Here is a 24,406-nt window from a genome sequence, read left to right on the forward strand (position 1 = left end):
CGGATCCCGCGAAAAAGTGACCTGCCGGGCTGCGATTTCCAGCGCATGGGACTGACAGCGGCAGACCCGCATGGTACACCGCAGAAAATCACTGAGAACGGAGCACTCATGCCCAAGCTGATGTCACTTACTTCCGCTGGCCTGCCTCTGGCCTTCGCAGCCTCGCTGGCGTTTGCGCAGACGGAGACCACCGAAGAGACCCCTGCCGAGGCGCCAACGGACGCGCCCGCCGCGGAGCAGGCCAACCCGAGCCTCGCGGATGAGTTGAGCCTCGGCGAAGAGGCCTCGGACGCGCCGCAGGTCGGCCAGACTTACATCACCGAGACCTTCGGAGACTGGAGCCTGCGCTGCATCAAGACCGAGGGGGACGAGGACCCCTGCCAGATGTACCAGTTGCTGGAAGACGGCGAAGGGGCTCCGATTTCGGAGTTCACGCTGTTCCGTCTGCCCGGTGAGGGACAGGCCAAGGCCGGGGCCACGATCGTGGTGCCGCTGGAGACCTCGTTGCAGGCGCAGCTGACCATGCAGATCGACAGCCAACCCGCGCGGCGCTATCCCTTCGCCTTCTGCAACACCATCGGATGCTATGCGCGCATCGGTCTGACCGAAGAGGACGTGAACGCCTTCAAACGCGGCAATGAGGCGATGCTGACGATCGTGCCGGTTCTGGCGCCGGACCAGAAGGTGGATATCGTGCTCTCGCTTTCAGGCTTCACCGCCGGGTATGAGAAAGTCTCGGTGATCGAGCAGTAAGCGTCGGGCCGCAGGATCAGGGCCGCGCTCCCTTGCCGGGAGGGCGGCTTTTTTGTGCGGCGGGGGGTGCTTGGGTTGGCGCATGGGGGGGTTGGACGATGCGGAGCGCGGCTGCGGCTCCGGATCAACCGCGGGTCATGCGGCGCGCAGGGCCAGCACGGCGTTCATGCCGCCGAAGGCGAAGGCGTTGGAGATCGCTACCTTGACCTTGGCCTCACGCGCCTCGTTCGGCACCACGTCGAGGGCGCATTCGGGGTCGGGCTCTTCATAGCCGATCGTCGGCGCGATGACACCGTCCCTCAGAGCCATGATGCAGGCCAGCAGTTCCACCGCGCCGGTGCCGCCGATGAGATGGCCGTGCATGGATTTCGTCGAGGAGATCATCAGCTTATCGGCGTGGGGGCCGAAGACATCCGCGACGGCGGCGCATTCGGTCTTGTCGTTGGCCGCCGTGCCGGTGCCGTGGGCGTTGATATAGCCCACTTCATCACGGTTGATGCCCGCATCGGCCAGGGCGCCGGCCATGGCCCGCGAGGCGCCGTTCTTGGAGGGCATCACGATGTCGCTGGCATCGGACGACATCGCAAATCCTGCGACTTCGCAGAGGATCTGGGCGCCACGGGCGCGGGCGTGGTCGTATTCCTCGAAGACGAACACGCCCGCGCCCTCCCCCTGGACCATACCGTTGCGATTGGCCGAGAACGGGCGACAGGCGTCGCGGCTCATCACCCGCAGGCCTTCCCAGGCCTTCACGCCGCCGAAGCAGAGCATCGATTCCGACCCACCGGTGATCATGGCCGGGGCCAGCCCGGAGCGCACCATGGTGAAGGCCTGCGCCATCGCGTGGTTCGACGACGCGCAAGCGGTTGATACGGTGAAGGACGGGCCCTTGAGGTTGTGCTCCATGCTCACGTGGCTGGCGGCGGCGTTGTTCATCAGTTTCGGGACCACGAAGGGATGTACGCGGTTCTTGCCGTCCTCGTAGACCGAACGGTAGTTGTCGTCCCAGGTGCTGACCCCACCGCCTGCGGTGCCAAGCACCACGCCGGATTTCGCCGCGAGCTCGCCGCTGAAGCTGAGGCCCGACTGGTCGATGGCCTCCTTGGCGGCGGCCAGGGTGAACTGTGTGAAGCGATCATAGAGCGACATCTGCTGGCGGTTGTAGCGCCCTTCGGCCTCGAACCCGCGCACCTGACCGCCGATCTGGATCGAGAGCCTGTCCACATCGCGCAGCTCCAGCGGGCCGATGCCGCAGGTGCCGTCCCGCATCGCGGCGAGGGTCGAGGGCACGTCGTGCCCGAGCGCGTTGATGGTCCCTGCCCCGGTGATGACGACGCGTTTCATCGCCCGTCAGCTCTGCTCCGCCTGCAGCCGCTCGATGCCAGCGACAATCGACGCGACGGTAGAGATGTCGAAGTCCGAGGCCTGCGGGTCATTGGCGTTGAAGGGCACCGAGATGTCGAACTCCTCCTCGATGGAGAAGATGCTTTCCACGAGGCCGAGGCTGTCGATGCCGAGGTCGTCCAGCGTGCTCTCCATGCGCACATCTGAGGGCTCGAGCACAGCCTGTTCCGCGATGATGGCGATGACTTTGTCCTTGATGCTCATGCGCGCCGGTCCCTTTAGGTCCTTCGCCTTGGGATTTAGTCACTCTTGTCCGATTTGAAAACTGCTTTCTGCAGGGCCGCGACGTCACGCATCAGCCGCGGCAGGCGGCGCGTGGCCTTGTAGGTGTCCACGTGGGTTTCCATTTTCACCGCCGGGTAGCCGAGGATGGAGCGGCCCGCAGGCACGTTGGAGAGGATCTTGCTGCCGCCGCCCGCGATCACCCCGTCGCCGATGAAGATGTTGTCGCTGACGCCGACCTGACCGCCGAGGATCACGAAGTTGCCGATATCCACGGATCCCGCGACGCCGACGCAGCCGCAGAGCAGGCAATCGGTGCCGACCACACAGTTGTGGCCGATGTGCACGAGGTTGTCGATCTTGGTGCGGTCGCCCACCACGGTGTCGCGGATGGTGCCGCAGTCGATCACCGAGTTCATGCCGATCTCGACGTCATCGCCCAGCGTGACTGCCCCCAGCGAGTGGATGCGCGTCCAGGATTGGGCCTGGGTGTCTTCCTGGCTGCCCAGCGTGCTGCGCGTGGCTTCGACCGCCGAGCGGTCAGGCGTCACGTAGGAAAAGCCGTCCCCGCCGACGCGTGCACCGGGTTGTGCGATGAAGCGCGCGCCGATGCGGACGCGGGCGCCAATGCCCACACCTTCGCGCAGGAAGGCGCCCTCGCCCAGCTGAGCGTTCCAGCCGATGAAGCATTGCGGGCCAATGACGGAGCCCGCGCCGATCTTGGCGCCCGGCCCGATCACCGTGAGGGGCCCGACGCTGACGCCCTCCCCGAGCTCTGCGGTGGGATCGATGACCGCCGACGGGTGAATGCCCGCGCCGAAGCCCTGCCCGGGGTCCATCAGCTTGGTGATGCCCGACATCGCATAGCGGGGACGTGTCGGGATGATCGCGGCCTTGAGCCCGAGCCCCTCCCAATCGGCGCCCTCCCAGAGCAGGCCGACCTGGGCCTGGCCCGCGCTCAGCGCGTCGGCGTAGGTCTGGTTGGTCGCAATGGCGAGATCATCCGCCGTCGCGGTTTGCGGCTCGGCGGCGCGGGTCACCCGCAGAGAGGTGTCGCCGTGGGCCTCCGCCCCCAGCGCCGCCGCAATTTCCATGACGCTGTGGCCTGTGTCCGTCATCGCTCTGCCCCCGGAATATCCGGGCGCAGATTTACCCCTGAACCGCGCGCAACGCCACCCCTGCTTTGGAGAGCGCGTCCCAGATGCGCCCGTCCCGGCCGTAGATGTCACGGCGGAACTGGGTGCGGCCTTTGCTGTCGGTAAAGGCGGTGCGGTAGATGATGTGCACGGGCACGGGGTCTTTCAGATCGACCTGCGTTTCCTTGCCCGTGGCCAGCGTGCGCTGAAACAGCCCCTGCGGATCGTTTGTCTGCTTGGCAAGCAGCGCGTAGGCAAAGTCGAACGGATCCGCGAGGCGGATGCAGCCGTGGCTGTAGGCGCGCACTTCCCGGCCAAAGAGGTTTTTGGCGGGCGTGTCGTGCAGATAGATGTTGTGCTTGTTCGGGAACATGAACTTCACCAGCCCCAGCGCATTGCCCCGGCTGGGTGGCTGGCGCATGGCAAAGGGGAAGTTGGCGGGCGTGAACTGGGTGAAATCAACGGCGGAGCGGTCAATTCGGCGGCCGCTGCGGTCGGTGATCTCGATGTGGTTGACCGCGTTGGGGTTGGCCTGCAGCTCCGGCAGGTATTCCTTGGTCACGATCGAGCGCGGCACGTACCAGCTGGGGTTGATGACCATGAACTCCATCACGTCGGAAAATTCGGGCGACTGGCGATCGCGCGCGCGATGCCCGATGACCGAGCGGGTCTGAAAGGTGATCTTGCCGTTGTCGATGATCTTGGCGGAGAAATCGGTGAGGTTGACCTCGATGTGGCGCTTGCCGCGCTCCTGGTTCATCCAGCGCTCGCGCTCCATCGCCACGATCACCGATTGCAGACGCTCCTGAACCGAGACGTTGATCTCGGTCATGGTGCCGGGGCCGGCCACGCCGTCTTCGGCCAGACCATGGGCCCGCTGGAAGCTCTGGACCGCCGCCGTCATAGTGGCGTCATAGGACTGCCCCGCGGTGCGCTTCATATACCCCATGCGCACAAGACGGTCGCGCAGCGCCACGACCGAGGCCCCCGAGGCCCCTGGCTTGAGGGTGTTGGCGGGCACCGTCTGGCCCCAGCCGCCCTGCGCCAGCAGACGCTCCAGCCGGAGCTTCTCCTTCATCAGCGCGGTGTATTCATGGGTCCGGGGCGCCAGCGCCCGGAAGAAGCCCTTGGGCGAGGATTTGGCGAAGTTCACCAGATAGGACGTGCGGTCCCGGTACGGCACCTTGCGCACGATGGCCTTGTCGATGCGGCCGGGGATCAGCACGCCGGTCTGCAGATCCCGGGCGTATTGCAGGAAGACCCGGCTCATCTCGACCTCGAGCAGGCCGAGGTCGCGCGGGCTGCGGGCGGCTTTCATCTTCGCCTGCAGGCCCGCCACATCATAGCGCTCAGCGGGCAGGCCGTGGTTGGCGGCGTTGCTGAGCGCCTGGATCAGGGCCGCACGGCGGTTCCGATCCCGTCCCTTGCCGGTCCAGATCGCCTCGAACTTGTTGGCCTGGTAAAAGGCGGCGATGTCCTCGTCGCGGGCAGAGGCCTCGGCCACCGCCTGTTTGAAGGCGGTCACCTGTGCCACAGCGGGTGTCGGCGCGACAAAAGCGAGCAGCGCCAGAACTAGACCCGCCATCGTGAAAACCAGCGGTCGTGTGATCAAACCAAAAGTAGCCATTCTGAACCCTCGCAAAAAATACCTCTCCGTTTTGGCGGGCTGGTTTCATCCTGTCCAATAACAAATTCCGGGCTCGCCGAGGAAAGGCACACCTGATGCAGGTCTGCATCGCCCCAAGCAAAATCCGTGATCGCGGCCTCAAATTGGCGAGATTTTGCCTAAAATTGTTCGAAAAACACCGCCCGCCCGTTCAGCACTTGGTTAACAAACGCCGCTATGACATACCCATGTTGCATCTGGGGAAGAGATGACACCCTCGTGTAACATCACGGGCAAAGGCAGAATACGGGGCGAAGACCACATGACGACAGACATTGCATCGGGCATGTCTCGCCGCGCTCTTTTGGGCGCATTCGCGGCGACGGCCATCACGGCAGCACCAACATTCGCGAACGCGGCAGGGTTCCTGCGCGGGGGTGGCGACATCCGGCGGATCAAGATGTACTCCGGCCGGACCGGCGAACGCATCGACATGATCTATTGGATCGAAGGTGAATATGTGCGGGATGCGGTCAAGGAAATCAATCACTTCATGCGGGACTGGCGCACCGATGGTGTGACATCCATGGACCTGCGCACCATCGACATCATGTCGGCGGCGCACAACCTTCTGGACGCGTCGGAGCCCTATATGCTGCTTTCGGGCTATCGCAGTCCGCAGACCAACGCGATGTTGCGCTCGCGCAGCCGCGGGGTGGCCAAGAACTCGCTGCACATGAAGGGCCAGGCTGCGGATCTGCGGCTGTCGAGCCGGACGGTGTCTCAGGTCGCGCGGGCGGCGGCGGCTTGCCGCGGGGGTGGTGTTGGTAAATACACGCGGTCCAATTTCGTGCATATGGACTGCGGCGTGGTGCGCACCTGGGGGCGCTGACCCCTCTTTTCGCTTCATAGCCCGGTAGGAAAGCGGTCGTTTGGCCGCTTTTTTGTTTCATTCTGACATATTCCGCAAGCGCTCCTGAGCGCAGGCTGGCAGGCAGAGGGCCAGTTGCGCTCAGGGCTCAAGAGAATCGTCGGGGTGGAGCCAGAATTCGGGGAGATGTGCGTCCGTTTGCGGCAGGTCCGGTCTCGGGGAGGAGACGCTTGGAGCGTTGCAACCCGCCCGTGTGCAGTGGGTTGCAACGTCCTTCCGGTTTGCCCAAGCGTTACGCACTTGAATTCTGATTCCGGATGCGAAAATGGAACTTCAAATGAGCAGCTAGTGAAAAGCAAATCTGGTACTCGTTACTCGATTGCACTTAACGGTGCGCACGATATCCAACACCCACACTGTGCCACTTTATTGCCTTAATTGGCCGCGTGGGTAAATTCGTGTGATTACGTAGGTAGATTTGCCTATGCCGCCCCGACCGGTTCAGGTGCGCTCGAAAAGCTTGGTGGTGATTGACAGATCGACCAGTTCGGCGACCGAATTCACCCGCATCTTCTCGAGTATCCGGGCGCGGTGATGGTCGACCGTGCGCGGGCTGATGTCGAGCTGCCGGGCCACATCCTTGCTGGACGCGCTGGACGGATTGGACACGAAGAGCCCGGCGATCTCGCGCTCGCGGTCGGTCAGCTTCTCGAACCGGGCCCGGGCATTGCGCGCCTTGTCCTGGCCGCGCCGTCGCTGGGCGTCAATCTTGAGTGCGGCATCGACCTGCTTGACCAAGGCCTCCTGCCGGAAGGGCTTTTCCAGAAAATCGATGGCACCAAGCTTCATCGCCTGCACCGATTCCGGCACACCGCCATGGCCGGTGACGAAGATGACGGGCAGCCCGTAGCCACGCGTGACCAGCAGCTTCTGCAGCTCCAGCCCCGACATCTGGGGCATGCCGTAATCGAGGATGAGACAGCCCGACTGGTCAGGGGCGTAGCCGTCGAGAAACTCCTGCGCCGAGGCGAAGACCTGGGTGGTGTAGCCGCGCGTCCGCAGCGCCCGGGACAGCGATGTCCGGATGTCCTCGTCATCATCGACGATGAAGATGCACGGATCAGACGCTGAATTCATCGCGCTTCTCTTCCACGGTCTTGGGCACCAATGCGGGCACGGTAAAGCAGAATTGCGACCGGCCCTGCCCGTCCTTCTGATACCACAGTTTGCCGCCGTGGGAGTCGATGATCGACCGGCAGATCGAGAGGCCCAGCCCCATGCCGTCCTCTTTCGTGCTCTCGAATTGCTCGAAGAGCTTGATCGCGGGGTCGAAGCCCGGCCCGGTATCGGTGATCCGCGCGGACAACCCGCCATCGACGGTGTCCGCCTCGATCCAGATCACGCGCTCGGCCACATCGCTGTCGCTGATCGCCTCGATGGCGTTGCGCAGCAGGTTGAGCAGCACCTGGGCAATCTGCACCCGCGAGCCATAGACCGGCTCCAGCCCGTGCGCTGCGGTGCGGATCGCGATGCCGTTGTCCTTGGCCTCGGAGCGCACCAGGTGCAGCGTCTGCTCCATCAACTCCTCGAAATCGAAGGGGGCCTTCTCGACACCGTCTTTTTTAACGAAGCCGCGCAGCGCCTTGATGATGTCGCCGGCGCGATGCGCGTGGCGGTCGGTCTCTTCGACGATGGTTTTCAGCTCTTCGACGTCGCAGGCGTTCTGCTTCAGCTGGAAGAGGACGCTGTCCATGTTCTGGGTGATCGCGAGCAGCGGCTGGTTGAGCTCATGCGCGAGGCTGGTGGCCATCTGCCCCATCACGTTGACCCGGCTGGAATGGGACAGATCGCGGTTCAGGCGCCGGATCTTGCTCTCCGCCGCCTTGCGTTCGCTGATGTCGTCCACTGTCATCACCGCGTGGCGCGCATTGCCGGTCTCGTCACGGATGACGATGACGTTCTCGCTGACCCAGATCACGCTGCCGTCTTTGCGCAGCAGGCGCTTGTCGTGCAGGTATTCGGAGCGGGTCTGCCCGCCATCGGAAAAGAAGAACGCTGCGACGTCGTCATCCGGGTGCGAGATGTCATGCACCGTCAGCTCCAGCACCTCCGCCGCGTCGTAGCCCAGCATCTCGGCAAACTTGCTGTTCACGCGCATCAGCCGCCCGGTGCCCTTCTCGACCTGCGCCATCCCCCGCGAGGCGAGATCGAAGGTGCGCCCGAACTCGGTTTCGGACTGCTTGCGCTCGGCAATGGCCTGCACCAGCGTTTCATTGGCGCGCTCGAGCTCGCGGTAGGTCTTGGGCATGGGCTCGGCGGCGGAAATCTCGCCTTGCGAGACCAGTGACGAGCGCACGGCGAAGGCGCGCACCGGCTTGTGGATGACATGCGCCAGCGCCAGCCCGAAGGCCGCCGTCAGCAGCGCGATGGAGGCGGCGATCCAGACGTTCTGGGTGCGGTTGGCCTTGATTTCGCCGGTGAAATCCACCTCGGGCGCGTAAACGGCGATGGTCCAGGGCAAGGCTTCGCTGATCACCGGCATCACGGTGGAGACATAGGTGGAGCCGCCATGGTTGAACCGCGTGGAGATTTCGCGCGCGACCGAGATGTCATCGTCGGCGGCGAGGTGGCCGAAGGCGGCGCGCGCCACCGGGTCGCCGATCTCGCCGATATTGACGAAGCGGAAGGTGCCATCGGCCCTGGCGGTGCTGATCAGATCCTGGCTGGGGTGCGCGATCACATCGCCGTTGCGGTTCAGGATCAGCGCCTTGCCGCTGTCACCGATGTTGAGACGCGACAGGAACTCGGAGATCGACTCGATCCCGATATCGACGCCGACGACGCCCTGCAGCGTGCCGCTGCTGTCGAACACCGGTGAGGCCGCGGTGATCCCCGGTGTCTGCGAGGTGAAGAAGATGTAGGGGTCGGTCCAGATGCTGGTGAGTTTCTCGCTTGCCGTCTGATACCAGAGCCGGCCGCGCGGATCGAAGGTATCCTCGGGGTCCGCGCGATATTCTACCGCGCCATAGCTGTCATCGCGCCAGATCAGATCGGTGGTGCGGACGCCCTCGTCGTGCCGGATGATCTTGGTCCGGAAGGGACCCGGCCCGCCGCTGCGCATCACATAGACGAAATTGCCCGCCTCGTCGCCGTAGAAGAGCCCGGCGAACTGCGGCGAGATCTGCAGTTGCTGGAAGAGCAGTTTCTCCAGCTGCTGGAAATTGTCGCTGGCGATGACCTCGTTCTCGGCCAGGCGCGTGGCCAGTTCCGCCGCCCCCTTGGCGGGGGTCAGGAAGCCCTTGGAGTGCTCGATCGTATTGGTGCCGACGTCGCTGAGCAGCTGGCGCGCGTGCTCCAGCAGCACTTTTTCCGAGGTCAGGAAGGAGGAGAAGACCACAATGGTCACGGCCACGAACTGCAGGCCGGCCAGGCAGAGCGCCAGGATCATACCGAGCGAGAGCTTCACAGCGCGGCTCCCCCGGTGTGGTCACGGTCAGGCATCGGGTGGCGGGCCGCGTCCGTCAGGTGCCGACAGGCCCGCTCTTTGCCCCCCAACAAATCGCTTCGTCTCATCTGTCCTTAAAATACGCTGCCATCATCTCCCCTTCGGCCCCCATTGTCGCATAATTTCAGGATTGGGAAAGACGAAGCGCCTCGAATTGAGCAACAATTCGCTGCAAAGCGTCGAGATCCGGGCCGGTCCAGCGGCGGGTGACCATATCCGCAGCACAGATCACGCCCGAAATCTCCCGGGCCGGGCCGCGCAGGGGGGCGGCGAGAAAGGCGCGCATCCGGTGGCCGGAGAGGATGTCGGCCGGGCGGACCAGCGGGTGGGCGTAGATATCGTCGATGGCCAGGCCCGCGTGCAGCGTCGTGGCGTGTGCGGCCAGGCACCGCGCCTGCGCGCGCAGCAAATCGTCATCCCATAGCGGGTGCGGCCTGTCCGCATGGCGTGCAGAGACCACTGACAACTCGTTGATCGTGAACAGAAATGTGCGGGGGACGCCAAAGCGCTGGGTCATGCGGCGCTGGAGGAGGCCCAGCTCCAGCCAGGCGCGCCGGTCGGCGCTCGTGGTCGATCGGCACGGCGTTCCGGGCTGGATCGCATCGCGCAGCCCGTCCTTCGGCAACAGCTCGTCCGGTTTGATGCTGGTGGTCACGTGCATCTCCCAACCGCGGTTTGGGAAAGTCTGCCTGAATTCGCATGGCGCGAGAATGAGCAGAATTGCCTAGGTAAAACTACTGAGCCTGCCCCGGTGGCATGCTGCATTCGGCCTTCAGCAGGTCATGGATGCGGTCGATCACCCGGCGGACGACCGGAACGAAGCGGTCTTCGTGATGGGTCACGAGCCACTGGTCATGCGCCAGCGCCTCGATCTCCGGGCCGACCTGCTGCAGGTGGCTGAGGCGCGCGCCGATGAACATCGGCAGGACCACCCGGGCGGCTCCGGCCTCGGCCAGATCGAGGGCGCTGCGGGCGTTGGTGACCTCGATCCGGGGGGCGGAGCGTGCGGTCTGCTGCACCCATTTGGCCGAGGGCGTGGGGCCGATCACCTGCGCCCAGGGGGTGACGCTGTCGTTGACCGCATAGGCGGCAAAGCGGATCCGCGTGACCCGGCGCCCCGCCAGGGTCGGGCTCTCGGGACGCTGGTTGCGAATGCCGATCACCGCGGCGCGGCGACCGATGTCCACCATCTCATCGGCGGCGATGAAGCGCAGGCGCAGCGCATCCTCTCCGAGCACCCGGTGCACCTTGCGGCACAGAAGATGGGTGGTCCAGAGCCCGGCGGAGACCTTGACCACGGGCAGCGCGTCCTCGGGCCGCCGGGCGATGATCGGGCGCAGCCGGTCTTCCAGCGCGCCGGCCTGGTCCAGCAGCGCCTGCCCCTCCTCGGTCAGCGCATAGCCGCGGGGCAGCCGCTCAAAGAGCTCGCGCCCGAGCTTGCGCTCCAGCGTCAGCATCCGGCGGCCCAGCGTCGGGGCGCTCTTGCCCGTCGCACTGGCCGCGCCCGCCAATCCGCCGGCCCGCGCCACGGCGAGAAAGAGCCGCAGGTCGTCCCAGTCGAAATCCGTTTCACTCATGAAACAAGGATTGCAAAACGTTTCATGGATGTACAGACGGCGGCGTGATCTTCTGGCCTCATCTCATCAAACCGGAGCATGGGCATGCAGATACTGGACATAACGGTGGCGCCGCTGGGCATGGGGTGTTGGCCGATTGGGGGCGAGATGTATGCGGACGGAGCCTCGGTGGGCTACACCGGGGCCGACGACGCAGAGGCTCTGCGGGCCATTCACGCGGCACTGGATCACGGGATCACCCTGTTCGACACCGCGGCGGCCTATGGCACGGGGCATGCGGAACGGCTGCTGGCGCAGGGGCTGAAGGGGCGGCCCGAGGCGGTGGTGGTGACCAAGATCGGCATCGCCATAGACGAGGCCAGCAAACAGCTGAACGGATACGAGACCGACCCCGCCCGCGTCCAGCCTGCCATCGACGGGTGCCTCAGGCGATTGGAGCGCGACTGCATCGACATCGTGCTGCTGCATCAGAACGAAAGCCCGGTGGCCGTGGCCGCGCCGCTCTTCGAGGAGATGGACAAGGCGCGCGCGGCTGGCAAGATCCGCGGGTTTGGCTGGAGCACGGATTTCACCGCGAGCGCCGCTGCGATGGCGCCGCGGGCGGGGTTCGTCGCGGTGCAACACGCCATGAACCTCTTCATCCCCGCCTCGCGCATGCAGGCGCTGATGGCCGAGACCGGGCTGGTGACGCTGTTGCGCTCGCCGCTGGCGATGGGGCTCTTGTCGGGCAAATACGATGCGCAGACGCGGCTGCCGGCGGAGGATGTCCGCACCGCGTCGCTGTCGAGCTGGGCCGCGTATTTCCAGGACGGGCAGCCCAATCCCGCCTTTCTGGAGCAGATGACGGCGGTGCGCGATCTGCTGACCACCGGTGGGCGCAGCCTGGTGCAGGGCGCGCTCGGCTGGCTCTGGGCCAAGCGGGCGGAGAACATCCCGATCCCCGGGGCGCGCACGGCGGCCCAGATCGAGGGGCTGGCGGGCGCGCTCGCCTTCGGCGCCCTGCCCCCGGCAGTCATGGCGGAGATCGAGACGCTGATCCCGCGCGAGGCGGCGGATGCGCCGGACCGGCAGCGCTGATCCGGTTGCTGCGGGCTCAGATCTCCATCGACATGAAGCTTGCAGCCAACCGGGAGACCAGGCCCGTGTCAGTGCCGCCGATCAGCAGATAATCATACCCCCCGCGCGCCCAGCGGGCGGAGCTGAGACCCTCGCGCTCGGCTATCCGGGGGGCGGCATCATCCTGACGTTCGGTGCGGATGATGCAGAGCGCCAGCGGCTCGCCGGTGCTTTTGGTGAAGGCGAGCTGGACCAGCGCGCGGCCCTCGAAGCTGAGGATCTGCGCGCGCTTGTACTGCGCTTCGGGGAACATCCCCAACGTGTCGACGGAGATGGTTTTGCCGATGGCGGCGGCGACCCGGTCGAGCTCGGCCTGTTGGGCGACGGGGTCCTGATCCACATGCGCCAGCGTGCCGGTGGAATAGAGCGCCTGATAGGCGGCCACATAGTCCACCCAGCCGGGGGCCGCGGGCCGGGCCAGCCAGCTGCCCGCGCCCAGGCCGATGACCAGCGCCAGACTGGCCGCCGCCACGAGGCTGCCGATGCGCTGGCCCGGCGCGGCGGAGGGCAGCGCCGACAGATCCGGCATCACACCGGGTTCGGGTTGCAGGGCGGCGAAGCTGTCGCGCAACGCGGCGCGGTCGATCTGCAGCGCCTCGAGCCGGCGCCGCAGGGCGGCATCCTGCTCCATCGCGCGGGCAATCTCGGCCACCGGGGCGAGATCGTCCTCGCCATCGAGAAAGGCGACCAGCTCTTCGTCCGTGACATATCTATCTTGCATCTGACTTCACCTCCTGATCGCGGAACCGGGCGCCCAGCGTGGCGCGCGCGGTGGCCAGCCGGCTCATCACCGTGCCGAGCGGTATCTCCAGGATCATCGCCGCATCCCGGTAGGAATACCCTTCCACATAGACCAGCATGACGGTCTGCCGCTGGGCTTCGGGCAGGCGCAGCACCTGCTGGCGGATCTCGCGGTTGAGCTGGTCATGCTCGGGGTTCTGGCTGGGGTCGGCGATGTCGGTCTCCTCCACGGCGACCAGCCCGCCGCCGCGCCGCACCGCCTCCTTGCGCATCTCGTTGATCCAGATGGAGTGGGTGATCCGGAAGAGCCAGCGGTCGAGCTGCGTGCCCGGTTCGAACTGCGCGGCCTTCTCCATCGCCCGCAGGCAGGCCGCCTGTGCCAGGTCATCCGCCCGCTCGCGCGCGCCGGTCAGGCTGAGCGCATAGCGCCAGATCCGCGGAAAGACGGCCGGAAGGCCCGCGCGTACCTCTGCCTGCGCATCGGTCCGGCGCCAGAGGCTCATGGGGCGGCCTGCGGGGCCGGGATGTGGCAGGGCATGGCGCCTCTCGTCCAGTTCCATGTGTCACGAACGCTCCGCACGGTGTGCCGCGCGGAGCGCTTACGGATTACCATATCACTTTTCAAAGACCATGCGGATGGCCACGGGCGAGACCCGGGTGATCCCGGGCAGCGACGCCAGCTCCATCAGCGTGTCCACCCCGGTATCGATGCCGAGATCATGGGTCGAGAGTATGATGAAATCCGCCGTGCTCACAAGCACCCGATCCTCTCCGAGCCGCGCAACGAGCATATCGGTCTCCACATCCGTCTCGACCGCGGCAAAGGCGAGCGTGCCTTCGACGCCCATGATCGTCGTCGCCCCCACGGCGAGGTCGGTGACCGCGGCCATGTCGATCTCGCCGGTCAGCACCGCAGAGGCGGTGCCCGCCTGAAAGACATGCTCCATCATGCGGTCGTTGCGGATGTCGATGTAGGTTTCGACCGAGCTGAGGTCGATGCTGACGGTCAGTGCGCCCGCCTCGCTGACAGTGCCCGAGACCCCGTTGAAGTGATGGATTTCGCCCACCGTGTCGAGCTTGATCGAGCCAAAGGCCACGCGCGAGTCCGCGTCGACCGATGTCCAGTTGGCGTGACCGCCGGCGGGGGCCGCGCTGGCGCAGAGCGCCAGGGCCAGGGCCAGGGGTGTGACTGTGTTCATTCCGGTATCCTCCCGATGTGGTCGGGACATCTGCGTCCCTGCTCAGACAACAGGCCAGCGCCGGAAACTATTCGGATTTTTTTCAGCCGCCGCGCAGGCGGTCAGGACCGGTCAGACGCCAAACGCGGGCCTTGCATCGTGTCCGCGTGGTCCTTTTTTGGTGTCGGTCAGCGCGCGGATCCCCGACGTCCCGGCCCTGTCGCCGCCGTGGTTCGTGGCTTTTTCGGCGCTCTTTGCCTGATCTCGGGAACTTTTTCGCCCGCCTGCCGTTATCGGGGATAGGTCCGCGCGCGGCCTGTGGACGCCGGGGCCCGGCACAGCACTCTGGGGAGGATGGCCCTGGACCGGGCGGACTTGGCGCCGCAGGATGGCCCCGCGCCGGGTTATCGGCCGCGGTCGTGGGCACGGCGCTCCCCCGGTCTGCAGGCCGGTGGGTTGCGGCGCAGGAAAGGGATACGCGGACGAAGATGCAGGCCTTGAAACTGACGCAGCACCCGCGCGAGGTGCGCAGAACCGGCGACAATCGCGCCGCATCTTCCCTTTGGGGTTATGTCTGGCGGATGAGCGAGGGGCACCAGGTGGCGCTCTGCCTCATCGCGGTTTTCGTGGCGATGCTGAGCCTCATTCCCATCGAGCTGCAGCGCCGCATCGTCAATGAGATCGTGGCCACGCAGAACGTTCCGCTGCTTTTGCAGTTCGGTGCCATCTATGTCGGGGTGATCCTGCTGCACCAGGCGGTGAAGTACGGGCTCTGGGCCTATCAATCCTGGATCAGCGAAAGCACCTCGCTCTATACGCGGCGCCACCTGCTCGGCCTTGTGCGCCAGCGCGACGGGGAGCCTGAACACGGCAACGGGCGCGTGGTCTCCATCGCGGTCTCCGAAGTCGAAAGCCTCGGCGGTTTTGTCGGGCAGGCGGTCTCGGGCGCCTGCGCCAATGCCGCGATGTTGCTTGGTGTCATCGTCTATATGTTCGTGGTCGAGCCTCTGATCGCGGCCTTCGCGCTGGCCTTCCTGATCCCGCAGATTGCGCTGACACCGGTGATCCAGCGCCGCCTGAACCGGCTGGTGGAGGCGCGCGTGGGCTTTCTGCGCGACCTCGGCGACGACATCTCCGACCGCGCCACCACGGCAGAGCCGCAGTGGCGCACGCTGCTGGACCAGATCTACAGCAACCGGGTGCGGTTTTTCCTCCTGAAATTCCTGATGAAGTCGGCGCTGAATTTGCTCAACGCCTCGGGGCCGATCACCGTCCTGCTGTTGGGCGGCTATCTGGTGATGCAGGGCGAGGCCGAGGTCGGCGTGATTGTCGCCTTCATCTCGGGCTTTGAACGGATCTCCTCGCCGCTGCGGGAGCTGATCGGCTTTTACCGGATTGCGGCGCAGGCCAATGTGCAGCATGACCTGATCGCGGATTGGATCGACACCAGGCTGGATCGCTCCAAGGATTGAAGAAAGGGACATAGGCGTGAGACTTCTGCATGCAGCGCGCAACCGGCCCCCAGCCTGGGCGGCGCTTGTCCTCGGCCTTGGGCTGATGGTGCTGAGTTGGGCCGGCCCGCTCTGGGCCCAGACCGCGGCACCGCCCGTGGACGCCAGCCCCGTCTCCACCGAGCAGACCGTCGACATCGAACCGGTGGCGGCGGATGCGGCCATCGCACGGCGCATCGACCGTATTCTGACGGCGACCGAGTGGTATCAGGACATCGAGGTCGATGTCGATCAGGGCGTCGCCTTTCTCGATGGCGTCGCCGAGACCGATGCACAGCGCCTCTGGGCCCAGGATCTCGCCGCCAAGACCAGCGGCGTGGTGGCCGTCGTCAACCGCATCGAAGTCAGCACTGAGGTCGATTGGTCGTTCGATCCGGCGCTGACGGAGATCAACCGGCTGATGCAGGATGCGCTGGCCGCACTGCCGCTGTTTCTGCTGGCGCTGCTGGTGCTGCCGCTTGCGTGGTATGCGGCGAAGCTGGTGGCGCGTCTGGTCCGATGGCTGCTGGGCGACCGGTTGAAAACGCCCTTTCTGCGCTCCGTGGTGTCGCGCATCGTGGCCTTTCCGGTCTTTCTCATCGGTCTTTACATCGTGCTGCAGGTGGCCGGTCTGACCCAGCTGGCCCTGTCGCTTGTGGGCGGCGCGGGTGTCGTCGGCATCGTGATCGGATTTGCGTTTCGCGACATCGCGGAGAATTTCCTCGCCAGTCTGATCCTGAGCGTGCGGACCCCGTTCCAGCGCGGCGATTTCATCGAGGTTGCCGGGCTCTCGGGAACGGTCAAGAGCATGAGCACCCGCAGCACCCTGCTGTCGTCGGTGGAGGGCAACCAGATCCACATTCCCAACGCCACGATCTTCAAGAGCGTGATTGAGAACTTCACCTCCTCGTCCAGCCGGCGGGGCGATTTCGTCGTTGGGGTGGGCTATGACGCCCCCGTGCCCGAGGTGCAGGCGATCATCCTGGACTGTCTGCAGACGCATGATGCGGTCCTGCCCGATCCGGAGCCGATGGTTCTGGTCGATGCGCTGGGGGCTGCCACGGTCAACATCCGCACCTATTACTGGTTCAACGGTCACGTGATTTCGCCGATCAAGCTGAAGTCCGCGCTGCTGCGCACTGTCAAGTCGGCGCTGATGACGGCGGGCGTGTCGCTGCCCGACGAGGCGCGGGAGGTGATCTTTCCGCAAGGGGTGCAGGTGATCACCGGCTCGGACAGCGCGCCGGGCGCGGCACCGCCAGAGGATGTGAGCGCGCCCCCGACCGTGGAGCCGGATATCACCGCCTCCGAGGGCGATCTTCTGGCCGAGACCGAGCCTGCCGAAGAGGTGGCGGGTCTCGATGACGAGGACGACCTTCTGGGTCAGGCGGAGGAGCGCCCGCAGCGCTGACGGGACACGCCCTGCCCTGCCGCACGTCCCGGCCGGAGTTGACTTTCCGGGAGCTGTCATGACATCAGCGCGCCATGCCGACAGCCCGGACGACACCGCACAGAGCCCCCGGTGGCCAGCCACATGTGATCGTGGGCGATGGGATCACCGCGCTCGCGTTTCTCGAGACCTGCCTGTCGCGCGACATGGATCATGTCGTGGTTCTCGGCCGCACCGCCTCCCAGCTTGGGCGCGGCGCGGCCTATGCCAAGGGCGTGCCCGGCACGGCGTGGCGGTATACCTATCTCTTGAATTCGCCCGCAGACGACATCGACCCGAAGTTCGCCGCATGGCTGGCCGAGCACTGGCCGGATATCACCGCCAAGATGCGGGGCCGCAGCCCGGACTGGCTGGGCGCGGCGGCACCTCCGGTCGATCAGGGGAACCTCTTCGGGGTGAATGCGCCACGGGAATTTTACGGCGATTTCATGGAGGCGCAGGCGCAGGCGATCATCGCCCGACTGAAGGCGCGGGGCTGCGTGGTGACGTGTCGCGACGAGACGGTCGTCGCCATGGAACCCCAGGAGGATGCGATCACGCTGACCACCGACAGCGGCCAGCGCCTCGCCGCAGCAAGCGTCGACGTGGCACCAGGCGGCCCAGCGACGCTGCGCATCGACGGCGACGAAGGGCCGTTCAGCGCCCCGTCGGTCTTTGGTCATGAAGCACGTATCGCCGAGCATATTCGAGCGGGCGCGGAGATCTTCTGCATTGGCGGCAATGCGGCGATGCTGGATGTGCTGCGCCTGTGTCAGAGCCTTGTGTCGGAGCGCGCGCTGCGCTTCGTGGCCTGCGCGCCGGATGGCGAGGTGCCCGCACCTCTGATCCCCCGGCTGCCGTGCAAACTGACCGAACCGCAGCTGAGCGCGGGCCACCCGACGGCGCGCAGCTTTCTCGACGAGATGCGGCGCGAGATCGACCGGGCGCAGACGGCCGGCGATGAGATGCGCGAGATCCGGGCGGGCTTTCGCGCGCATTTCCTGCACACCCCGCTGTCGCACTATGTGCCGGATCCGGGCGAGGCGCGTCAGGTGCCGCTGACGCTGCGGCTGTGGCTGCGCGGCGGCACCCGTGACACCATTCTCGATCTGCATCGGCTCATCCGCGAGGGCCGCGCGCGTCTGGTGCACGGGGTTGTCGAACAGGTGGTGGCGCAGGCGGACGGTGCGGAGGTTCTGGCCCGCGACCCGTCGGGCCGGGTGTCCGGTCACCGGACGGGGTTCGTCGTCAATTGCGCCGGGGGCGGCCTGACCTCGGCCTATGACTCGCTCACGGAAGACATGCTGGCCCAAGGGCTTCTCTCGCGCGGTGCGACAGGCGGTCTGAAGGTGGGCCCGGGTTGCCGGGCCGGAGCAGCGGCGGTCCGGTACCTGTCTCCGGCAGTCAGCGAGATCGGCGATGAAGTCATCGCCATGCCGCTCTACGATGCGCATATGTTGCGGTCCTACGCGGCGCGGTCGGGCTGAACGGCGCGCGCTCCGTAAGGCTGTGACGTTGGCGTCGCCAAGGCAGCGAAGCCGTGCCGCCCGCGTCGCCACACCGCCGGTTTGAGCTGATGCTCCCTCCCGGCACCTCCAGACGCTCCGGAGGCCCACCGCGGGACCAAGATGTCGTGAACCCCATCGGGCTGCAAAGCACGGCCCCAGGCACGGATTGCGCCGGGGCGATCAGATGGCCCAACCTGTCCCTCATCTCCAGCCGGATCGCGCGATGCCCCTCGGTCCTTGCCTGCTCCCGGACCGCCCTCCCCGCAGACAACACCAAACCGGCCAAACCCGGATCGCTCGCACGGTAATCCGCGTTTCTCCAGCATGGAAGACCCGCATCCGCCCGCCCGGATCGGGGTGAACACCGTGCGAGCGCTGGCTATTTTCACAGTTATCGGGGCGGCTGGCGCGTAAGGAGACGGCAGCACTGACGGGCCACAGATCGCGCGCGGCAAGGGGGCCATCTGCGATTAACCACGTCACGCGATACCCTGGCCCTGTTCAGATGTTGTTAACATTTTCAGGACAAGGAGGTGACGGTTTTTTTTAAGAGGTGACCCATGTTGTTTCGAGGTATCTGTGCCGCCCTGCTCTTTGTGGTCTGGAGTCTCACGGCTGCCGCCGAGGGCTGGCAATTGCAGCGGGCGGACGGAAACGTGCGTATTTCCACGGATGGAAAAACCTGGAGCCGCGCGCGCGATGGCGCAACGCTGACAAGCGGGACCTGGATCAGAACCGGGGCGGGCAGTCGGGCGATCTTGGGTCGCGGCGCAGAACGGATCATCTATCGCGCCAATACGCTCGCTGCGGTGTCCGTCTCGCAGCCGACGGGTCAGACCACGCAGGTCACGCAGCAGCGTGGCGCGGTCTTCCTCTCGGTCGTGACCAAGCCACGCAAACGGACCAACGTGGTCACGCCTCACCTCGCCGCTGTGGTCAAGGGAACCGTTCTGGAAGTCACCACGGATGAGAACAGCGCCTCTGTTCGGGTCGACAAGGGCCTTGTCGAGGTGCGCAGCGACGGGCGCAGCGTTGATGTCAGCGCAGGCCGCGAAGCCGTGTCAGATGGCCGCTCGCTCAGCGTTGGTGCCGCAGAGGTGACCAGCCGCGTTCCCGGCGCGCCCAATACGTTCAGCCTTGAGCTGCGCGAGGCACCTGCCCCGGCGGCAGCCGCCAATGGTGCCCGCAACGCAAGCGCGCGGGGGCTGGCCAATGGCAATGCGTTTGGTCTGACTGGCGCCAACGGCACGCGCAACGGTGGTCTCGGCAACGGCAATGGTAATGGCCGCGGCAATGGGCTGGGGAACGGCAACGGCGGTGGCAACGGCAACGGCAACGGCAACGGCAACGGCAACGGCGGCGGTAACGGCAATGGCAATGGCAATGGCGGCGGTAACGGCAACGGCAATGGCAATGGCGGCGGCAACGGCAACGGCGGCGGCAACGGCAATGGCAACGGCGGCGGCAACGGCAATGGCAATGGCGGCGGCAACGGCAACGGCAACGGCGGCGGCAACGGCAACGGCGGCGGCAATGGCGGCGGTAACGGCGGCGGCAATGGTAACGGCAATGGAAATGGTGGCGGAAACTGACCCCGTACGCTAAAGCGCTCCGCAATGCGCTGGTTGCGCATCTGATTGTCGCCGCGGTCTTTGTTGCGGACCGCGGCGGCCTTCTGCTGGGCTGGAATGAGCGGCTGGAGGATATCCGATCCGCGCAGGCCCAGACGCCTGCTTCGGGAGACGTCGTCTTCGTCGCCATTGATGCCACCTCCATTCAGGCCGTCGGCACCTGGCCGTGGTCGCGCCAGGTCCATGCGGATGTCCTTGACAATCTGACAGCGGCCGGTGCGCTCGACGTCTTCTTCGATATTGATTTCGCCTTCCCCTCCGACCGCGCCGGGGACATGGCCCTCGCCGACGCGCTGGAGCGATCGGGAAGTGTATATCTTCCGATCTTTCAACAGGTTGGCGGGGCGAGGCACAATGAAAACACGGTCAATCGCCCCGACACGCTCTTCGCCGAGCGCAGTTGGCCCGCCCTGGTCAATGTTTTCAGTGACCAGCAAGGTGCTATCCGCTTCTATCCCTATGGCGACGTGATCGACGGCACCTACATTCCGTCCGCCGCCGCGTTGCTCACAGGCGCCTTCTCCGAACGATCCGGCAGCTTTCCGATCAATTACGCCATCGCGCCGGACAGCGTCCCCACCTTCTCCGCGGTTGACATCGCCTCCGGCAACTTCAACCCGGATGATATCGCTGGGCGCTCCGTGGTGGTTGGCGCCTCGGCCATTGAATTGGGTGATCTCTTCACGGTGCCGGTGCACGGCATCATCCCCGGCCCGCTGGTGCATGTCCTGGCGACCGAGACACTGGCGGCGGAGCGTGTTCCGGCAACGCTGGCCGTCGAGTGGCTGCTTCTGGCCCTGCTGGCGCTGCTGCTGGTGCTCCAGACCCGCATCTTCCGGAAGCCTGCGGCGCTCATCGCCGCGGCGGTGCTTTCGCTCTTGGCCAGCGAAGCGGCAGCCTACGCGGCGTTCGCGCAGCAGGCCATCGTCGTGCCCACGGCCGCCCTCTATCCCAGCCTTCTGGTGTTCTGCAGCTGGTCGCTGCTGAAGAAGCTGCATCGCAATCGGCAGGTGATCGCGCGCCAGCGGCAACAGGTCGCCAACACCTCCGCGTTGCTGCGGCAGGTCGTTGATGACAGCTTCGATGCGATTGCCATCGTCGACGAAACAGGGGCGGTGCAGATGCACAGCGACTCCGCGGCCCGGCTGTTCGGCCTGGACGCAAACGACAAGCTGCAAGTGCCGCAACGGCTGAAGGACGAAGCGCTGGAGACGATGCGCACGGGCACAGGCCGCGACATCCGCAAATACGAGGCCTCGGGCAGCGCCGCATCGCTGCATCTGGAATATACAGTGACGCCATCGCAGACCATATCCTTCGAGAACGGCAAGGCACGCCATGTCCAGATTGCGACCCTGTCCATGAGGGATGTGACCCGGATCAAGGAACAGGACCGGGAGATCGCCTATCTGTCGAGCTATGACGCGCTCACCGGCGCGCTGCGACGCAATGTCTTTCTGGAATTCATGGGGCTGCGCGCCGACGCCGGTGAACCGTTTGCCGTCTTCGCGTTCAATCTCAGCCGCTTCAAGACTGTCAACGTGGTTCTGGGCCGCGAGGTGGGTGATGCGCTGCTGCAGAGTGTGATCCGGCGTCTGGAAGAGGCCGGGCTGAACCTCTCGGCCCCGGCCCGGTTGGGCGGCGACACCTTCGCCTGTTTCACCGAATTCCCGACCGATGAAGATGAGGCGGCGGCCCTGGCAGAGCGGCTCTGCGAGATCATCGCCGAGCCCTACACACTGGAAGACGCCAAGGCGCGGATCGGGGTCAAGCTCGGCTACGCGATGATCCGGCCCGCCGACGGGCACAGCCCCACCGACGCGCTCTCACAGGCGGAAGAAGCGCTGGATGCCGCGCGGCACTCCGGCAACGGCGCGCCACAGGCCTATGCGCCTGCGCTCTCTGCCAAGCAGTTCCGCTCCAGAGAGATCGAACGCGCCATGGGGCGGGCCCTGGACCGCGAGGAGTTCGAGGTCTGGTATCAGCCTCAGCACCGGCTGAGCGATCTCAAGCTGATCGGCTCGGAGGCGCTGCTGAGGTGGACATCCAACAGGCTGGGCCAGATCTATCCTGACGAGTTCATCGAAATCGCCGAATCCACCGGCTTCATCAATGAACTCGGGGCATGGGTGCTGGAGCGCTCGGTTCTGGATACGATGGCCCTGCCGGAGCCACTCAGTGTCGCGGTCAATGTGTCCGGCGTTCAGATGACCGGCGACGGCATCGTCAGCCAGATCAACGGCCTGTTGCAGCGGACCGGTTTTCCAGCCTCGCGCCTCTGCCTTGAGCTGACCGAAACGGTGCTGTTTGACGGCACCGCCGATCTTGTCGAAAAGATGCGCGACATCCAGTTCCGGGGCGTGAGCTGGGCGCTCGATGATTTCGGAACCGGCTATTCCTCTCTGGGCTATCTCTCCCGCCTGCCGATTGAAAAGCTGAAGGTCGACAAATCGTTCCTGCTGGGGCTGGGCAAGGACCCCGCGGCGGAGCCGATCCTCTGCGCCATCGGCGATCTGTGCCGCGGCCTGGGCATGACATTGCTGTGCGAAGGGGTAGAGACCGAGGAGCACCTGGCCTTTCTGCAAACCCGCGCTTTCGCAGAGGGCCAGGGGTACCTCTTTTCAAGGCCCATGCCCTATGCCGATTTCGAGGCCTATGTGACGAAAGAGGCGCGCGCGGCGGCCCCGGTGGTCAAGACGGCCAGCCGCCCGGGGCGCCGGTGAGTGAGCCTGGCGGCCTGACACGCCGCAACGGCCGAGCGCATCGCGGCGGTGCGACGCTGAGCTCAAAAAGCGACAGGCGGGTTTGGCGCCCGCGTGCGCTGCCGCGTAACCGCGTGACGACTGACGACCGCAGGGTCCGGCATCGCACAACGCGGATCTCTCGCAAAAGGACAACTGAAAAGGCGTTTCGGGTGCGTGCGCGCGCCCCTGGCTCCAAGGGGACATGCACCCTTTCGGGACGATGCAGTTGTTGCAATCAGGCCGTCAGACCATTGAACGCGAAGGTCGAATCTCGAAAGCTCTTGTCGTGTCAGCGCACCCAATGTCACTCGACGCATTGAGGCAAAGCGGCTGTGATAGTTTGCTGCAAGGAGTGACGGACCCTAGAGGAGTCGAAACTCTGCCTTAGCAGCTGGTCAAATGACCTCTCCGAATTGCGCGATAGGCATCTGAAAAAGCTGGATCCTTCAAATCACCGCTCCGAAGTCTCTATCCGAGAACACGCTCTGATTTCCGCCCGCTTGCTTGCGGGGGGCTTGCGCGAAATCCGGCTTTCGAACGACCGGAGCATGAGCCCACTGACGAAATGATTTGTCGGGTCCGTGGCCCCTAAAAGGAAAGGTCAGGTTGTCTGCGACGATGAACAGCCCGGCTTTGGTTTTCGCGTCTACGCCTCAGGAAAACGAAGCTACCTTATCCAGTACCGGGCTAAAGGTCGTTCGCGGCGCTGCACAATCGGACTCCAGGGGGTTTGGACACCCGAGACCGCTCATCGTGAAGCTAAGACGTTGCCTGGCCAGATCGCTCGGGGCGAAGATCCTGCTGCCGAACGGGAAGAAGAGCGCCGTGCAGTGACCGTTGGGGAGCTCTGTGAGCAATAGATCGCTGACGTGGGCGCGGGCCTCGTTCTCGGGAAAGGCGGTCGCCAAAAAAAGACCGCGACCGACGTCGGTCGCATCCGCCGGCACATCATCCCTTTGCTAGGTACGCCGAGGATAAGGGACATCGCCAAGCCGGACATGAGCAACCCGATGAAGGACATCATCGCCGGGAAGACGCGCGTCGTCATGAAGACGGCAAAGCAATCGTGCGCGGCGGGCGTAGCGCTCCCATCCGCACCATGGGCCTCCTCGGCGGCATCTTCACCTACGCAATCGAGGCCGGGATCATCAATCAGAACCCGACCCAAGGCCTCAAGACGCCGCGATACAAGATGCGGGACCGACGACTGAGTGAAGCCAGTGTCGGACGCTGGGTAGACTTTTGAAAGACGTGCGCGTGATAACCACGACGGCATTCACGCCGAGATCCGTCGTCTCATCGCCCTGACCGGCTGCAGGCGCGGCGAGATCATCGGTTTACGCTGGAGCGCGGTCGACATCGAGAACTGTTGTCTTCGGTTGAAAGACCGCAAGGGAGGGCATCAGCGCGCGCAGTCGCCGTCCGGTCATCGACTATCTCGAGGCCGCGCGCTTTAAGCGGGATAGGACGTTCGTCTTTCCCGGCCAGGGTGAGG

20 protein-coding genes are annotated in these 24,406 nt (G+C 65.3%); 9 read left to right on the forward strand and 11 right to left on the reverse strand.

Going from position 1 to position 24,406, the window contains the following annotated elements:
- Positions 1-108: 108 nt before the first annotated feature.
- Entirely contained in the window at positions 109-753 is a 645-nt protein-coding gene (locus Q1A71_RS10935; protein WP_299675398.1) for an invasion associated locus B family protein, read from the forward strand.
- 135 nt (positions 754-888) lie between these two features.
- Here Q1A71_RS10935 and Q1A71_RS10940 read toward each other — a convergent pair whose 3' ends face one another.
- From Q1A71_RS10940 to Q1A71_RS10955, 4 genes are read right to left on the reverse strand one after another with little or no spacing between them, the layout of a single operon-like run.
- Positions 889-2,097, reverse strand: coding sequence for a beta-ketoacyl-[acyl-carrier-protein] synthase family protein (locus Q1A71_RS10940; RefSeq protein ID WP_299675401.1), 1,209 nt, complete (start codon positions 2,095-2,097; stop codon positions 889-891).
- 6 nt (positions 2,098-2,103) lie between these two features.
- Entirely contained in the window at positions 2,104-2,361 is a 258-nt protein-coding gene (locus Q1A71_RS10945; RefSeq protein ID WP_299675406.1) for an acyl carrier protein, read from the reverse strand.
- A gap of 35 nt (positions 2,362-2,396) precedes the next feature.
- The gene (locus Q1A71_RS10950; protein ID WP_299675409.1) at positions 2,397-3,497 is read right to left on the reverse strand and encodes a UDP-3-O-(3-hydroxymyristoyl)glucosamine N-acyltransferase; all 1,101 of its coding nucleotides are present in this window, start codon (positions 3,495-3,497) and stop codon (positions 2,397-2,399) included.
- A gap of 31 nt (positions 3,498-3,528) precedes the next feature.
- A complete protein-coding gene (locus Q1A71_RS10955; protein ID WP_299675739.1) occupies positions 3,529-5,100 on the reverse strand; it encodes a L,D-transpeptidase family protein in 1,572 nt (523 codons plus the stop codon).
- 343 nt (positions 5,101-5,443) lie between these two features.
- Between Q1A71_RS10955 and Q1A71_RS10960 the strand changes: the two genes are divergently transcribed.
- Positions 5,444-6,013 (forward strand): DUF882 domain-containing protein, encoded by a 570-nt coding sequence (locus Q1A71_RS10960; protein ID WP_299675412.1) that lies wholly within the window; start codon positions 5,444-5,446, stop codon positions 6,011-6,013.
- Between the two features lie 480 nt (positions 6,014-6,493).
- Here Q1A71_RS10960 and Q1A71_RS10965 read toward each other — a convergent pair whose 3' ends face one another.
- The 4 genes from Q1A71_RS10965 to Q1A71_RS10980 form a co-directional block, all read right to left on the reverse strand.
- Positions 6,494-7,129 carry a response regulator gene (locus tag Q1A71_RS10965; protein WP_299675415.1) on the reverse strand — a complete coding sequence of 212 codons (636 nt, stop codon included), beginning with the start codon at positions 7,127-7,129 and terminating at the stop codon, positions 6,494-6,496.
- Positions 7,113-9,458 (reverse strand): cache domain-containing protein, encoded by a 2,346-nt coding sequence (locus Q1A71_RS10970; RefSeq protein WP_299675418.1) that lies wholly within the window; start codon positions 9,456-9,458, stop codon positions 7,113-7,115. The genes Q1A71_RS10965 and Q1A71_RS10970 overlap by 17 nt, the downstream gene beginning before the upstream one ends.
- A gap of 163 nt (positions 9,459-9,621) precedes the next feature.
- A complete protein-coding gene (locus tag Q1A71_RS10975; RefSeq protein WP_299675421.1) occupies positions 9,622-10,152 on the reverse strand; it encodes a GAF domain-containing protein in 531 nt (176 codons plus the stop codon).
- Between the two features lie 79 nt (positions 10,153-10,231).
- Positions 10,232-11,074, reverse strand: coding sequence for a LysR family transcriptional regulator (locus tag Q1A71_RS10980; RefSeq protein ID WP_299675424.1), 843 nt, complete (start codon positions 11,072-11,074; stop codon positions 10,232-10,234).
- Between the two features lie 84 nt (positions 11,075-11,158).
- On the opposite strand from Q1A71_RS10980, the gene Q1A71_RS10985 reads away from it, so the two are divergent.
- Entirely contained in the window at positions 11,159-12,151 is a 993-nt protein-coding gene (locus Q1A71_RS10985; protein WP_299675427.1) for an aldo/keto reductase, read from the forward strand.
- A gap of 16 nt (positions 12,152-12,167) precedes the next feature.
- Here Q1A71_RS10985 and Q1A71_RS10990 read toward each other — a convergent pair whose 3' ends face one another.
- From Q1A71_RS10990 to Q1A71_RS11000, 3 genes are all read right to left on the reverse strand, one after another.
- A complete protein-coding gene (locus tag Q1A71_RS10990; protein WP_299675430.1) occupies positions 12,168-12,911 on the reverse strand; it encodes a hypothetical protein in 744 nt (247 codons plus the stop codon).
- On the reverse strand, positions 12,901-13,434 hold the full coding sequence (locus tag Q1A71_RS10995; protein WP_299675433.1) for an RNA polymerase sigma factor: 534 nt from the start codon (positions 13,432-13,434) through the stop codon (positions 12,901-12,903). Before Q1A71_RS10995 ends, Q1A71_RS10990 begins: the two co-directional genes overlap by 11 nt.
- A 111-nt stretch (positions 13,435-13,545) precedes the next feature.
- Complete coding sequence (locus tag Q1A71_RS11000) at positions 13,546-14,130, reverse strand: YceI family protein (protein ID WP_299675436.1); 585 nt, start codon at positions 14,128-14,130, stop codon at positions 13,546-13,548.
- Positions 14,131-14,606: 476 nt separating this feature from the next.
- On the opposite strand from Q1A71_RS11000, the gene Q1A71_RS11005 reads away from it, so the two are divergent.
- The 6 genes from Q1A71_RS11005 (at position 14,607) to Q1A71_RS23655 (ending at position 23,771) form a co-directional block, all read left to right on the forward strand.
- Entirely contained in the window at positions 14,607-15,581 is a 975-nt protein-coding gene (locus Q1A71_RS11005; protein ID WP_299675439.1) for an ABC transporter ATP-binding protein, read from the forward strand.
- A 16-nt stretch (positions 15,582-15,597) separates the two neighbouring features.
- Positions 15,598-17,010, forward strand: coding sequence for a mechanosensitive ion channel domain-containing protein (locus Q1A71_RS11010; protein WP_299675442.1), 1,413 nt, complete (start codon positions 15,598-15,600; stop codon positions 17,008-17,010).
- A 74-nt stretch (positions 17,011-17,084) separates the two neighbouring features.
- Positions 17,085-18,515: an FAD/NAD(P)-binding protein gene (locus tag Q1A71_RS11015; RefSeq protein WP_299675445.1), complete on the forward strand. Its 1,431-nt coding sequence runs from the start codon at positions 17,085-17,087 to the stop codon at positions 18,513-18,515.
- A gap of 581 nt (positions 18,516-19,096) precedes the next feature.
- On the forward strand, positions 19,097-20,128 hold the full coding sequence (locus tag Q1A71_RS11020; RefSeq protein WP_299675447.1) for a FecR domain-containing protein: 1,032 nt from the start codon (positions 19,097-19,099) through the stop codon (positions 20,126-20,128).
- A gap of 44 nt (positions 20,129-20,172) precedes the next feature.
- Entirely contained in the window at positions 20,173-22,890 is a 2,718-nt protein-coding gene (locus tag Q1A71_RS11025) for an EAL domain-containing protein (RefSeq protein WP_299675741.1), read from the forward strand.
- 602 nt (positions 22,891-23,492) lie between these two features.
- Positions 23,493-23,771: an Arm DNA-binding domain-containing protein gene (locus tag Q1A71_RS23655; protein WP_366140234.1), complete on the forward strand. Its 279-nt coding sequence runs from the start codon at positions 23,493-23,495 to the stop codon at positions 23,769-23,771.
- Positions 23,772-24,406 lie beyond the last annotated feature (635 nt).

The organism is uncultured Roseobacter sp. (assembly GCF_947493125.1).
In the GTDB taxonomy this organism is placed as follows: Bacteria; Pseudomonadota; Alphaproteobacteria; order Rhodobacterales; family Rhodobacteraceae; genus Roseobacter.